Origin of the sequence: uncultured Selenomonas sp., from assembly GCA_905372355.1 — a bacterium.
In the GTDB taxonomy this organism is placed as follows: domain Bacteria; phylum Bacillota; class Negativicutes; order Selenomonadales; family Selenomonadaceae; genus Selenomonas.
On record CAJPOT010000013.1, the window covers coordinates 1 to 13,966 of the forward strand.

Here is a 13,966-nt window from a genome sequence, read left to right on the forward strand (position 1 = left end):
AAGGGCTGTGAGGGACGGTATTGCATGCAATCCATACCGCTTGCGGTATTGAAACGCAACGTTCTGCTGTCCGTTGAACGGGATGTTCTCATTGCATGCAATCCATACCGCTTGCGGTATTGAAACAATTTTTATGAAGAACTACAAAAATCATTACGAAATTGCATGCAATCCATACCGCTTGCGGTATTGAAACTTCGTCAATCCGAACCATCCCGCAACCATCTGCGAAAAATTGCATGCAATCCATACCGCTTGCGGTGTTGAAAAAGGACAGGTTTGTGCAGAAAATCCCTAAGAGCATGAAAAGAAGCCCTGCGGCAGAGCCGCAGGGCTTCTTTTGTTATGGGTCGTGACCCAGTGTTGCATGTACAGTATGCGACACAATAAACCACCCGCTATGCGGGTAGAAGACAAACGGAAAAATTCATGCTGTGCATCACGTTGCGGATGGAGGCGGCCAAGCCTTCCTGTATTCCTTCCTGTCGTCCATCCGCTCTAGCCTCTTCATCTCCATCGTGCTTTCTATCACTAGAGAAATATTTCTTCTCATTCCGGCAGGAATCTTCCTCAATTGCACGAATATTAAAAGTGAATAAATTACGCAAAGGAGGCTTTTTGATGGAGCTGAAAGCACTGCTTTTCGACACACGCTCGATTCAGAAGTACATCTTTTCCAGCAGCCGTCTCAAGACGCAGATTGGCGCTTCCTATCTCGTCGACCGCATCTTTGACGATGTGCTGCTTCCCGTCATCCGCGAGGTCTGCGGCGCGGCGGAGCTGGACGATGCGACTTGGCGCGAGGTCGCCTCGCCCGACTGGACGTCGATGCCGCAGAAGGCGCGTGTCGCCTATATCGGCGGCGGCAACGCGATGATTCTACTGCGAGCCGATGCAGGCGAGGCTGCGGCGGAGATCGTGCGCCGCTTCTCGAAGGAACTTCTCGTGCGCTGCCCGGGGCTGCAGACGGGAGCCGCCATCGGTACGGTCGATCTCGCATCCGACGGCAGTTGGCTGTCCAAGACGGCGAACCGCACCGCGCTCGTCTTGAAGCTCAAAGAGCAGCAGAACACCGCATTTCCTCGGACGACGATTCCCTACACGGGTCTGACGCTCGCCGCCGACGGCACGGACGAGACGGCGACCTCCTACGATGCGAGCCGCAAGCGCTATATTGCAGAGAGCGAGGCCGCGAAGCTGCGCGTCGCGACGCCGCGTCCTGAGGGCGGCGCACTGCGGGCGGCCAGAGCGGAGCAGGCTCTTTTGGAGAAGCTCACGGGCGTCCTCACGGACGAGGAGAAATCGCGCTTCATGGAAAACGCAGTGTTTCCAAGCGAATTGGACAAGCTCGGGCAGAAGGAGACAGAAAATTACATCGCCGTCGTTCACATCGACGGCAACAACATGGGCAAGAAGTTCGCCGATCTCGCGACGCTTTCCGACTACAAGAATAAGTCGCAGGAGATCTGCACGGCGACGACCCGCGCCTTTGCCGAGCTTGTCCTCTCCATGAAAGAGGACAGATTCCCCTTCCTCGCGCAGAGGAAGGACGAAGAAAAGCGCCGCTATCTGCCCGTGCGCCCGCTGATCCTCGGCGGCGACGACATGACCTTCGTCTGCGCGGCGAAGGTCGCCTTCGACTGCACGGCGTTCATCATGAAGTCGCTGCTGGAAAAGGGCGTCGATACATGCGCGGGCGTCGCGATCCTGCCGACCGCCTATCCCTTCTTCCGCGGCTACGAGATCGCCGAGCAGCTTTGCGACTCGGCGAAAGGGCGCATGAGAAAGCTTGCGAACGAACGCGAAGGCCTGCGCGAGGAGGCGAGCTGCTGGCTCGACTTCCTGCGTCTGCACGGCGAGCAGGCGCCGACGCTCGCTGAGATCCGTCGCCAAGAGTACCGCGCGGCGCTCGGCAGCCTGCACTTCGGCCCGTACCGCATCGACGGCGAATCTCACTACGCTTTCGCCCGACTGCGCGAGCTCGCCGAAGGCCTCTCGAAGAGCCTGCCGAGCAGCAAGCTCAAGGATCTGCGCACCGTCCTGCAGCACGGAGAGCATGAGGCGGGAAAATACCTCGAGCAGATTCGCCACGACGGCTACGCTCTGCCGCAGCCTGCGGGTTGGGAGGCCTACGCCGCGCATCTTTGGCAGGAGCACGGCGGCCGTATGCGAACGCCGTTTGTCGAGGCGATCGAGCTGTCGGAATTTTTGCCGCCGAAGAGCGCGCATGATGGAAAGGAGGCGTCATGATGGCTCGCTACACCCTGCGCATCGAAGCGCTCTCGCCGCTTGCCCTGACCTCGGGCAAGGCGGACGTGACGCTCGACTCCACCATCGTGCATGACAGGTACGGCATCCCGCTCTTCCCGGCCAAGCGGCTTCGTGGTCTTCTCTATGAGAGCGCCATCGAGGTCGCGGAGATGGCGGAGCTTTCGGGGCGCAGCTTCCTCACGCGCCGGACGGTCGCGGAGCTTTTCCGCCACGGCGAAGGTCAAGACTCTCTCGTGCGCCTCTCGCTGCACGATCTTCATCCCGAGGGCTACGAAGAACTGAGCGCGGATCTCGCCTATCTGATGGCACGTTACGAGGCGGCGCTCTCGCCGCTCGACGTCCTCGAAGAGTACACTACCGTGCGCTTCCAGACGGAGATCGACAAGGAGAGCGGCACGGCTCGCGACAATTCGCTGCACAACATGCAGGCCGCGCTCGCCGACGATCTCGTCTTCTGCGGCGAGATCACGCTGACGGGCGGCGAGGCGCGCCACGCTGAAGCGCTCGCGCTCGCCTGCGCCAACCTGCGCACGGCGGGACTCAAGCGCAACCGCGGCTTCGGCAAGATTCGCTGCACGCTTTCGGGCGGCGAGGAACTTCTCTTGGCAGCGCTCGGAAAGGATGTGGGCTGATTGAAAGAGATGCGGAAAATCCCCTTGACGATCGAGGCGCTTTCCCCGCTCGTCCTCACGGCGGGCAGCCAGGGCGCGATCCTGACGGAATCGGGCGACGCCATCAGCGGCGCGATCGTGCGCGGCATGATCGCCGCGCGCTTCATCGAGGCGCAGAACCTCGGCAGAGCCGCCCACGAGTCCGAGGCCTTCCGCCGCCTTTTCACGGGGGCGCTGAAATTCTCCGCCGCCTATCCGTCGAAAGGCGGCGAAAGCGCCATGCGCCTGCCGCTCTCGCTGCAAAAGGACAAGCTTTCCTCCGCCCTCGCCGACCTCTCAGCATCGGACGGCACGGCGCTCAAGGGCTACAAGCCGCTCAAGGGCTGCGGCATCGTGCGCGGCGCGGCAATCGAGCGCGTGGAGACGGCGAAGAACATCTCGCTCCACATGAGCCGCGACGAGGACGGCGAACGTCTCGCGGGAAAGAGCACGGAGGGCGGCATCTACAGCTACGAGTCGCTGCTTCCGGGGCAGGCGTTCTGCGGTGAAATCGTCGGCGAAGCGGCGGACATTCAAGAGCTTTTGACGAGCATAGACTGCGAGGACGGCGCTTTTCTCAGCCGGATCGGCAAGTCGCGCTCCACGCAGTACGGACTGTGCCGCATCGCGCTCGATGCGCCCGCACCGCTCGAACCCCTTGACCAATCGCTCCTTTCGAGCACTCTGCGCCTGCGCCTCGCGACGACGCTCCTCTCGGACGCCGCATTTTCGAGGAACGCACGCGAGGTGCTCGACGAGGAAATTCTCGCACCGCTCAAAGAAAGCGCCGAATCCGACGACTTCTCCCTCGGGCGCATCTTCGCGGCTTCCGCCTCGGCGTCGAACTTCGTCGGCGTCTGGAACATGCGCCGTCCCACGCAGTTCGGGCTGGACGCAGGCTCCATCTTCGAGTTGAAGAAGGCTTCGCCGTGGACGAGCCGCGACGCGGCGGCTCTCGCCGCTCTCCTCGCCGAGGGCGCAGGCTCTCGCACGGAGGAGGGCTTCGGCAGGCTCGCCCTGTGGACGGTCGACGCGCCGACGCTCTTTGAAGCGACGCAGGAAAGACCCGAGCGCCGCCCCGTCAAGAGCGAACGCGCGCGCGCCATCGTCCGCGCCGTCCTGCGCCGGCGCATCGCTCAAAGCGTGCGCCTCGCGGCGTACAAGGACGCCGCTGCCCTCACGGGAAAGCTCGCGGGCATGACCCACGCTTTCGCGCGTCTTGAAGCGATGCTCGGGCCGCGCGAAGACCTCGAAGGCGCGCCGGCGCGTTTTCGCGCGAAGTTCGCCGCTGAGGTCGGCGCGAAGCGCACGCCGCTCGCCCGCCATCTCGAAGGCGTGAAGCTCGGCGCGGCGGAGCTGCGCGACATCCTCCGAGGCGAGCGTCCTGAACTTTCTCCCTACGCTTCGCTTGACCTTTCGGCGGAAGTGCCGCAAGAGCTTGCCGAAGATGCAGGCTTTTCGCGTCCCGCGCTGAAGGACGATGGGGAAATCTTCTACGATTACTGGCTCTGGTTCTTCCGCCACGCGCGAAAGAGAGCCGTGCAGCAGCGAAAGGAGGTGGCTGACTGATGGCAGAAGCAAGCGTTTTGGCAAACGGCCAGATGGCGTGCATCACGAAGAAGATCCTCCTCGAAGGCACGCTCTCGCTCGACTCCCCGCTGCTCATCGGCACGGGGCTGACGGCGCGCGAGGCCCGGCAGGAAACCGACACGCAGGTTTTGAAAGATAAAAAGGAACGCCCCTTCATTCCCGGCACATCGCTCGCGGGCGTGCTGCGCACGCTGCTCGCAGATGAGGATGCGGCGCTCCTCTTCGGCTCGGCAGAGCGCGGCGAGAAGGCAGGCGGCGCACAGAGCGCCATCGACGTCGAGGACGTGCTCCTCGAAGATGCCGCCATCGCCGTGCGCGACGGTGTGGGAATCGCGGACTTCGCACGCACGAGTCTTGCAGGGCGCAAGTACAACTACGAAGCCGTCGAGCGCGGCGCGAAGGGGCGGCTGCGCATGACTGTCACCGTGCGCCGCGCCCATGCGGGAAAGGGGCTGGAAGAAGCGGTGCAGACGCTCGCCGACCGCCTTGCCGCAGGCGTGCGCCTCGGTGCATTGACCGCCAAGGGATTCGGCAAGGCCTCGGCGGCGGACGTCCGCATTTCCACCTACGATTTCAGCGACTTCGACGACGTGCGCCGCTGGCTCTTCCGCAAGGACGCCAAATGCATCGCCCACGGCAGCAAAGCGGCGGGCAAAAAGCGTGCGGGCGTCTTCTCCGTCGACGCCGCCTTTGCCATCCGCCGCTCGCTCATCGTGCGCGAGAACGACGTCGATGAAAAAGCGGCCGAACGCAAGGTCAAGTCGCAGCAGAAGAAGAGCGGCGCGGATTTCCTCATTCCGGGCACGAGCATCAAGGGCGCTCTTCGCCACCGCGCCCTGGAAATCCTGACGATTCTCAAGAAGCCCGCCGCCGCGCTCAACGGCCTCATGGGCTGCAGCACGGACGCGCGGCGGCAGAAGAGCCGCTTCCTCGTCGACGAGGCCTACTTCCGAAAGGGCGTCAAGCCTCAAACGCACGCGCGAAACCGCCTCGACTGCTTCACGGGCGGCACGGTCGACAGCGTCCTCTTCACCGATGAACCTGTCTGGCAGGAGAAGCCGGGCGAGGCGACGCTCCGTCTCCACTACGAAATCGAGAACTATGCGCCGTGGGAGGCGGGACTCGCCCTCTACCTGCTGCGCGACCTCTGGCAGGGCGCGATCCCCCTCGGCGGCGAAAGCTCCGTCGGGCGCGGACTCTTGGAAGGCGTAGCAGCGACCGTCTCGTTCGATGATGAAGTCCTTGAAATCGGCGCGGCGGGCGCGGTGGAAAAAGCAGCTGCAGAAAAGCTCGAAGCCTTCGCCAAAGCTCTGCGCGACATGGAAGAGGAGGCGAAAGAAGCATGAAGAACACGGATTTCAGCGCTCCGCTCAAGATCGTCGGCCTCTCCTCCGAAAAGACGGCGGGGCTTTGCGTCGACCTTTCCGAGCAGGCGCTCGAAGAAGCGCTCAGAACGCACATGAAGGAGGACGCGCTTCTCATCGTCTGGCAATTTCATCGCATTGTCTGGGGGCGTTGGCAGGCGGGAGCGATCCATCTCGCCGACGACAGCGCACTCGACACCTCGCTCATCGGGGAGATGCGCGCCTTCAACGAGACGGAGGAACTGCATCTTGTGAAAAAGCGCGGCAAGTTCCGCGGCCGCTACATCTTTGACAAGGACGGCGACGGCACGGAAGTCGTCGACAGCGCCGCGCCGCTCTGGGGCGAGCGCACGGCGTGCGCGGACGGCTATGTGACGCTCGCCGATGCGGGGCGCGGCCTCTCTCTGACCGTTCCCACTGAGAAAGAGGGGGAGCGCTTCGCTCTCGTCACGCGCTGCTACATCGGCTACGATCCCGAGACGCAGCAGGCGGGCTACGAGGATATGCGCTACAAGACGGTCGTTCCGCTGGAGGAGGGATAACGATGGCAGACGATTGGAGAGAAAAACTTGCCAAAGGATTCGGCAGGGATGTCCCAGAGGAAAAAGAGGAAAAGAAGGACTGGGGCGCCGCCTATGAGAAGGCGGAAAGCCGCCGCCCGAGACGCGGCGGCGAAAGGCGCGGCGGCGAAAGGCGTGGCGGCTATGGCGGCGGACGCGGAAACCAAGGCAGCAGCCGTGGCGGGCGCGGCTACGGCGGGCAGGGCGGCGGCTATCGCGGGCAAGGCGGTTATCGCGGACAGGGCGGCGGCGCATCGCCGCGCCCCAAGACGACGGAGCCTGCGAGCGCACCCTACAACTTCGTGTCGCTGCCCGAGGCCATCGTGCCCGCGCCGCTCGACCAAGGACTCGACTGGCACAAGATGGATGAGGATAAACGACTCACGCGCTACCGCGACTATGTATGCGCCGACGGCGCGAAGAGCGGACGCATCGAGCTTTCCCTTGAGACACTGACTCCGCTCTTCATCGGCAGCGGCAGCAGCGGCGATACGAACGAATTCTTCTCGCCGACGGGCGAGCCGATCGTGCCGGGCAGCACGCTGCGCGGCTTCATCAAGCACATGGTGCGCATGGTATCGGGCGGCGCGATGCGCCCGGGCGCGGAATTCACCGAGCGCCACCTGTACTCGCGCGCGCTCGCCGACAGCCTCGCCAGCTTCCGCGACTACTACAAGGAGCGCATGGTGGAAAACATCACCGTCTCGAAAACGACCGATGACGGCAAGACCATCGAGGTCGCAAAATCCGTTTCCAAGGCGAATGCGGGATTCCTCATCGCCGTGCAGGGTAAATACTACGTTTGCCCCGCCGACAAGGAGAGCCTGAAGATTCCGCGCGGCGAAGAGCAGAACCGCGCCGAGATTCGCTGGCATCACAAGGAGCAGAGCGCCGACGTCATCACGGGACGCTCGCCGCAGAAGAAGTACATCTACTTCCGCATAAGCAAGGCAGATTGGAGCAAGGAGCGCCGCCTGCCTGTGCCCGAAAGCGTCCTCAAAGGCTACCGCGAGGACAAGAGCCGCGGACGCTTCGACCTCCTCGCCAACGGACTCAAGCGCAGGGAAGCGGCAGGCTTCACGCACGATGCCGAAATCAGCTTCTGCGCCCCATGCTTCTACATGGCGGAAGACGGCGTCGTGCAGCATTTCGGTCACGGGCGCTACTACCGCATCCCCTACGAGAAATCCATCGCCGACCATGTGCCTGCGGCGCTTCAAAAGGATACGATCGACTTCGCCGACGCCATCTTCGGCTGCAAGGCGCTTTGGGCGGGGCGCGTCATCTTCGAAGACGCCGTGCTCCAAGGCACGGCCAATCAGCTCGCGCCGTCGCGCTCCCATCCGCTGATGACGCCGAACCCCACATCCTTCCAGCTCTATCTGAAGCAGACAGGAAAAGAGCCGCAGCACTGGGACAGTGATGCGCCGATCCGCGGCTACAAGCTCTACTGGCATCAGAAGGCGAGCGCCGACTCATGGCGGCTCGACCCCGAGCGTGACAAGGTCGTCAAGGGCACGCAGGAAATCCGTCCGATCGCCGCCGGCGCACATTTTTCCGGCTCTATCCGCTTTAAGAACCTGCGCCCCGAAGAACTCGGCGCTCTGCTCGAAGTCTTCTCTCTCGGCGCGGACGGCGAGGACATCTGCTTCAAGATTGGGCAGGGAAAATCCCTCGGCCTCGGCTCGGTGCGCCTCAAGGCGCGTCTCCTGCTCGAAGACACGGAAGAACAGTTCGCGGGACTCTTCACGGACGGCGCATGGCGCGAAAGCCTAGAAGAGAGTACAGGCGAAGAATGCCTCTCCGCCTTCCGCCGGTGGCGCGAAGAGCATCTGGGCGAAGGGAAAGAAGCCTTCGAAAAGAGCATGAAGGAGCTTCGCTGTCTGCTCGACTGGAACAAGACGAGCCTTCCCAAGTGGCAGGAAAAGACCGCCATGATGCGCATCGGCGACAGGAGCGACACGCGCTTCAAAGATCGCGTGATCTTGAAGAGCGCGCTCGACTTCGCACGCTGACCAAGAAAAGGGCTGCCGCACATTGAATCGTGTGCGGCAGCCCTTTCGTACGCAAAGAGCATGGTCATGTATGCAGTTGTACACGGTTGACAACGGACATATTTCTATGCTATACTCTGTTACAGTGAAGGAAGAAATTCTCGGAAAAATGCCATGAGTTTTAGATTTTTCCCGTGGACAAAAGTTTCCTTGGTATCACAGGGTTTGCGGACGTTTTCAGCCGATTTTGGCGACAAAAAAATCCCGCGAGGTTGCGGCGATTTGCCAAAAAGAGCGATCCGTTTAGAAAACCCGCTTCTGGGTTCAGCTGTCCCAAGGGCTGTGAGGGACGGTATTGCATGCAATCCATACCGCTTGCGGTATTGAAACAAGTCGTTCTGACTTGCCTGAATCAGGATGCACGCAATTGCATGCAATCCATACCGCTTGCGGTATTGAAACTTCGAGAACGATACGTCAATCCCATGGAATTCCGCATAAATTGCATGCAGTCCATACCGCTTGCGGTATTGAAACTCGGCTTCGGATGGGTACGATCCCCAGCCCTCGTCGTGATTGCATGCAATCCATACCGCTTGCGGTATTGAAACTCGAACAAGTCGCACTCAGCAGCATCGAAGTTGCATTGCATGCAATCCATACCGCTTGCGGTATTGAAACGTTGTCGCGCCGTATTTCAGCGTAGCGAATGCCACACATTGCATGCAATCCATACCGCTTGCGGTATTGAAACAAAAGGAGAGAGTCTTGCGACTCTCTCCTTTTGCTGTGCCAGCTTTTCTATGCAATATATACAAAAAAGCCGCGCAAGTGTCGGATGACGCCTGCGCGGCTTTCTGTATTTCGTTGACGATGTTTCCGTCCCCGTAAATCAAATAAACACGGGGAGAGAATCAGTGGCTGGCCTACCTCCCCCGTGTTTGGTGAAACACGGCAGAATAGGCGTGTAGATCTTGATTGTCTACTTGCCGCAAACATAGTATACCACATTATCGACAGAATTGCACGAAATAAATCGAAAATCGGGAAAAAGAATCTTCTAATCTTTGGAAATGCGCTGTTTCAAGAACTGCTCCTGCCAAAGGAAAGCCCTGCCGGATGCGGTGCATTCGACAGGGCTTCGAGAACAAGGTCGATCTATTTGCGCATTTGCAGGGCTGCGGTGCGGTAGCGGTAGAGCAGTCCCAAGAGCATGAGGATGCCGAAGGTCGTGAAGGCGGACAAAACGGCAGAGTCTGTCAGTTGGTACGTCACAGCGAGAGGAATGGCGATGATGAGCGATACCGCCGTCAATTCCATGTCGTCGAGGAAGAGGATGGCAAGTAAGATAACGAGAACTGCGGCCAATATGCCCATTTTCTACATCTCCTTTCCGATAGAGAAGAATAGATGAATACAGCGCTTGCACGCTTCTTTTCTTCTTTATCGAAACTTTCAAGGAGAAAATTAAGGCTTTTCGCCCATTTTATTCTCAGAAGCGTCTTTTTTTGCTGCTTCCTTCTCTTTTTTCTCCTGTTCCTTCTTTTCGCGCTCCTTGACGATCTTGTCGTAGGCTGCGGCATCGACTTCCTGCATGTATTCGTCAGGAATGTCGTTTGCATTCGGCGCTTGCTTCCAATATTCCTTATAGGCAGCGAGTGCCGCTTCCTTCTCGCCCATCTCGTTGTAGATTTCGCCGCGCATCTTGTAGATGTAGGGATTCTTTGCGTCGATCTCCTGCGATTTTTCGAGGTCAGCGAGGGCTTTTTCGCGCTCGCCCATCATGCGATAGACGTCGGCGCGGTTGAGGAAGTTGTAGATGTTCGTCGCGTCAAGCTCTACGGCATGATTGGAGTCGGCGAGCGCGGCTTCGTAGTCGCCGGCGACGGCCTTGGCCCTGCCGCGGATCGCGTAGTTCTCCGCGATGTTGTCGGGATTTTTCGCGGCGAAGGCGCGCTCCATGAGGAAGAGCGCTTCCTTCGCCATGCCGTTGTCGCTGTAGCGGTCGGCGTTGTAGCGCAGCTGCTTGACGTAGTCGCCCTTGGCGTTGAGCGCATTCTCGCGAATCTTCTGCCACGCGTCCGTGCGCTTCTTTTCCTCGGCGGCGACCTTTTCCCGCATTTCCTTGTCCTTGCTGCTCGCATAGGCATTGCGCACGAGTTCTTCGAGGCGCTCTTCCGCATGATTGCGCATGACGAATTTCTTGAGCTTTTCGTAGACGCGGCTGTCGTCGAGGTAGGAGATGCGTGCGCCGGGCGCGGCGGAAAAGTGCCAGCCGTCGAAGGAAGCGTGGTCGTGGAACGCCTTGGCAATGCCGCCTGCGATGAGGTAGGCGTTCTCCGTCGTGTTGTTGTAGTCGGCATCCCAGTCGGCCGAGAGGAGCTTTTCACCGTCGATGAGGACATCCGTGCCGTTTTCGACGGTCACATGCCCCATGCCGTAATTCGTCATCATGGCGGCGAGGCGCTCGACGCGCTCGTGCATGGCGGGGTGGTCGTTGTAGTTCGGTGCATTGGGATTCTCGAAGGGATCTTGGTACTCGCTGATGTCCTGCGTCTCGTATGTCAGGTAGTAGGCCATGCGTGCCATGGCGGCCGCGCCGCCGCCGGGGTTGAAGCCCGCCGTCGTCATGAGGTGGAAGCCTCCCTCGTCCGCTTCAAGCTCGCTCGGCAGTGTCACGTCCTTGGCGATGGCGTAGCCGACGACGGCATTGAGCTTCTGCCAGTCGAGGTTGTCCGCCGCCGAGCCGATGGCGATTCCCGCATACGATTCGGCGACGGCCTTGGCGTAGTTCTTCGCGCTGTGCTGGCGAAGGCCGTGCGTCATCTCGTGGCCGAGGACAGCGGCGAGCTCGTCCTCGTCGTGGTGCAGCGCACGCACGAGGCCGCGGTTCACCGTGATGTAGTCGGTCGGATAGCAGGCGGCGTTGAAGGCGTCGCCCGCGGTCACGCGCCACAGGAAGGGCAGGGAGTTGATAGAGAGCGCGTATTCGCCGTGCTCTGTGATCTGGCCAAGCACGCGGTCGACGACCTCGCGGTCAAGCGCGTCCTTGTCCTCGCCGTTTTTCTCCATGTCCTGCTTGAGTCCGCTGATCTGATAGTCGACGTTGTTGCCGATGGCAAGCATCTCCTTGAGCGTGCCCTGGTAGGCGAGGAAGCCGCCGATGGCGGACATGCCGATCATCACGGGGTTGAGCGCCGCCGCCTCGGCCCTCGCCGCAAGGGGAAAGTGCGGCGCAAGCGGTGCGATGGTCACGAGGCTGGTGAGGATGGCGGCGCAGAGCTTTTTCCCGATCTTCATGGTTGATTCCTCCTCAGAAAGTTGCTTCATTCAACATTTTCTTGACGAAGCGACGATTTTTCGCTGTCACAGACCATCTGAGATCTGCCGGATCGGCGCTGTATTTATCAGGGATTCCTTAACTTTCCTATATAACAAAGGAGCAGCCACCCGAAGATGACTGCTTGATAAGCGAATGGTGCTCGGTACTGGATTCGAACCAGTGACCCCCACAATGTCAATGTGATACTCTAACCAACTGAGCTAACCGAGCGTATGTTGTGCAGGCGTGTGCCTGCGAACAAAATGTATTATACAGAAAGCCGAAGGAAAATGCAAGCGTTTTTTTAGGGAAATTATTTCATGGGAAGATTGCAGACAAGTCCCCCTCACTTCACGTCGACTTGGCACATCTTCATCGCACGCAGTGCGTCCTCGTGGCTCTCAACCGTCACGCCCGCACAGCAGGACGCATCGACTGATATGTGCTTTTCGGGATAAAAGGCCTTGAGCAGGAGGGCGTTGGAAATGACGCATATATCGGTGCAAAGGCCGACAAGCTCGATCTCGTCATAGTCTGCGAGCACGGCGGGCAGTTCTGTCGAGCCGAAAGTGGGCTTCTCGATGACGGCAGCCGCCTCCTGGACGAACGGCTGCAGGGATGCGGCGATCTCCCAGCCTTTCGTGCCGCGAATGCAATGCGGCACGGGAAGCCGCTTTCCCTCCTGCGTCGCCAGATAGTCCTCGCCGTGCGTGTCCATTGTAAAGACGAGCGCCGTCCCCGCCGCACGTGCTGCCGCCAGCTTCGCCTCCATGCGCGGCAGCATCGCCTGCGCTTCCTTCGTCCCCAATGCTCCGTCGATAAAATCCTTCTGCATATCGACGACGACAATCGCTTTTTTCATGATGGTTTTGCCTCCTTCGGTTGATGGAGCATCTTTATGCGCTATCTCATCTTTATCATAACCACAAAACGCACCCTTTGCAAGCTGCTAGGAAAATTTATACGGCGGCTTGGCCTCAAAGCAAAAGAACCGTCTCATACGTCGAATCCGATGCGTGAGACGGTCCTTTTTTTCTCGCCGTGTGCTATAATAGGGAAAACAATCACGACAGGAGGCTTTTTCTTGCATTTCCAGCGAGTCTTTTCCCTCTGTATCCTCGTCTTCCTGCTTCTCACAGCGAAGGCGGGGGCGGCGGAAAATATACAGATCACAGCGGCCTCGGCAATTCTCATCGAGGCTTCGACGGGGCGCGTGCTCTATGAGAAGGCGGCGGATGTGTCGCGTTTTCCTGCGAGTACGACGAAGATGATGACATGCGTGCTCGCCATCGAGGAGGGGGATCTCTCGTCCATCCTCACCGTGAGCCGCACGGCGGCAGAAACGGAAGATACGGAGGTCGGCGCAGGCGATCGCTTCGTCCTCGCGGAGCTCGTCGCCGAGATGATGCTGCGCTCGGACAACGGCGCCGCTGTCGCCATTGCCGAAGACCTTGCAGGTTCTGTCGGCAGCTTCGCCGCACACATGAACGAGAAGGCGAAGGCCATCGGCGCGAAGGACACGCACTTCGTCAATCCGAACGGCCTGCCCAATCCGGCGCATGTCTCGACGGCGCACGACATCGCCCGCATTGCCGCCTACGGCATGAAGAATCCGAAGTTTCGCTCCTTCGTCGGCGCGAAGGAGCGTGAGATCACATGGGTCACGCCCGAGAAGAAACGCGCCTTGATGGCGAACACGAACCGCCTGCTCTCGACGTACGCGGGCGCGACGGGCATCAAGACGGGCTATACGAATGCGGCGGGAGGCTGCCTCGCGGCTTCGGCGCGGCGCGGCGGCGTCGAACTGATCGCCGTCGTCCTCGGCGCGGCGGACGAAGAGGCGCGCTTTACCGACGCGGCAAAGCTCTTGGACATGGGCTTTCGCCGCGTGAAGGCCGCGCCCGCCTATACGAAGACAGATCTCGCGCGGAGGGTCTGGGTCAAGGGCGGCAAGGAAGGCCGTCTCACCGTCTATCCGACGGAGGATTTGCGCCTGCCGCTCGTCGACGGCGAGGCCGAGGAAAACTATCGCCTGACCTACGACCTGCCGCGCGTCATCGCCGCCGGCGTCAAGGAGGGCGACCGCGTCGGCGATCTCGTCGTCTCCCACGGCGGCAAGGAGCTTACGCGCATCCCGCTGCGCGCCGAAAAGAGCGTCGGCAGAGGGCTGAGCATCGAGGGGCTTTTGGCGTATGTCCTCGGGCTGTTTGCGTAA

Annotated in this window: 10 protein-coding genes, 1 tRNA gene and 2 CRISPR repeat arrays; of the genes, 7 read left to right on the forward strand and 4 right to left on the reverse strand. The window is 60.4% G+C overall.

Annotated elements, in window-relative coordinates; genetic code table 11:
- Window positions 1-19: 19 nt before the first annotated feature.
- Window positions 20-270: direct repeats of the CRISPR family, unit length 36 nt; unit sequence ATTGCATGCAATCCATACCGCTTGCGGTATTGAAAC.
- 351 nt (window positions 271-621) lie between these two features.
- From QZ177_RS08160 to QZ177_RS08185, 6 genes are read left to right on the forward strand one after another with little or no spacing between them, the layout of a single operon-like run.
- Window positions 622-2,250: a hypothetical protein gene (locus tag QZ177_RS08160; protein ID WP_294176707.1), complete on the forward strand. Its 1,629-nt coding sequence runs from the start codon at window positions 622-624 to the stop codon at window positions 2,248-2,250.
- Window positions 2,250-2,903, forward strand: coding sequence for an RAMP superfamily CRISPR-associated protein (locus tag QZ177_RS08165; protein WP_294176710.1), 654 nt, complete (start codon window positions 2,250-2,252; stop codon window positions 2,901-2,903). Before QZ177_RS08160 ends, QZ177_RS08165 begins: the two co-directional genes overlap by 1 nt.
- A 9-nt stretch (window positions 2,904-2,912) precedes the next feature.
- Window positions 2,913-4,490 (forward strand): hypothetical protein, encoded by a 1,578-nt coding sequence (locus QZ177_RS08170; protein WP_294176752.1) that lies wholly within the window; start codon window positions 2,913-2,915, stop codon window positions 4,488-4,490.
- Window positions 4,490-5,857: an RAMP superfamily CRISPR-associated protein gene (locus QZ177_RS08175; RefSeq protein ID WP_294176712.1), complete on the forward strand. Its 1,368-nt coding sequence runs from the start codon at window positions 4,490-4,492 to the stop codon at window positions 5,855-5,857. The genes QZ177_RS08170 and QZ177_RS08175 overlap by 1 nt, the downstream gene beginning before the upstream one ends.
- On the forward strand, window positions 5,854-6,417 hold the full coding sequence (csx19, locus tag QZ177_RS08180; RefSeq protein WP_265070526.1) for a CRISPR-associated protein Csx19: 564 nt from the start codon (window positions 5,854-5,856) through the stop codon (window positions 6,415-6,417). Before QZ177_RS08175 ends, csx19 begins: the two co-directional genes overlap by 4 nt.
- 2 nt (window positions 6,418-6,419) lie before the next feature.
- Window positions 6,420-8,450, forward strand: coding sequence for a TIGR03986 family CRISPR-associated RAMP protein (locus tag QZ177_RS08185; RefSeq protein ID WP_294176714.1), 2,031 nt, complete (start codon window positions 6,420-6,422; stop codon window positions 8,448-8,450).
- A gap of 333 nt (window positions 8,451-8,783) precedes the next feature.
- Window positions 8,784-9,183: direct repeats of the CRISPR family, unit length 36 nt; unit sequence ATTGCATGCAATCCATACCGCTTGCGGTATTGAAAC.
- A 404-nt stretch (window positions 9,184-9,587) separates the two neighbouring features.
- Here QZ177_RS08185 and QZ177_RS08190 read toward each other — a convergent pair.
- The 4 genes from QZ177_RS08190 to QZ177_RS08205 form a co-directional block, all read right to left on the reverse strand.
- On the reverse strand, window positions 9,588-9,806 hold the full coding sequence (locus QZ177_RS08190; RefSeq protein WP_009645760.1) for a hypothetical protein: 219 nt from the start codon (window positions 9,804-9,806) through the stop codon (window positions 9,588-9,590).
- A 90-nt stretch (window positions 9,807-9,896) separates the two neighbouring features.
- Complete coding sequence (locus QZ177_RS08195) at window positions 9,897-11,729, reverse strand: M48 family metalloprotease (RefSeq protein WP_294176715.1); 1,833 nt, start codon at window positions 11,727-11,729, stop codon at window positions 9,897-9,899.
- 176 nt (window positions 11,730-11,905) lie between these two features.
- Window positions 11,906-11,982, reverse strand: a tRNA-Val gene (locus QZ177_RS08200).
- A 115-nt stretch (window positions 11,983-12,097) separates the two neighbouring features.
- Window positions 12,098-12,613: an isochorismatase family cysteine hydrolase gene (locus QZ177_RS08205; RefSeq protein ID WP_294176716.1), complete on the reverse strand. Its 516-nt coding sequence runs from the start codon at window positions 12,611-12,613 to the stop codon at window positions 12,098-12,100.
- 222 nt (window positions 12,614-12,835) lie between these two features.
- On the opposite strand from QZ177_RS08205, the gene QZ177_RS08210 reads away from it, so the two are divergent.
- Window positions 12,836-13,966, forward strand: coding sequence for a D-alanyl-D-alanine carboxypeptidase family protein (locus tag QZ177_RS08210; RefSeq protein ID WP_294176717.1), 1,131 nt, complete (start codon window positions 12,836-12,838; stop codon window positions 13,964-13,966).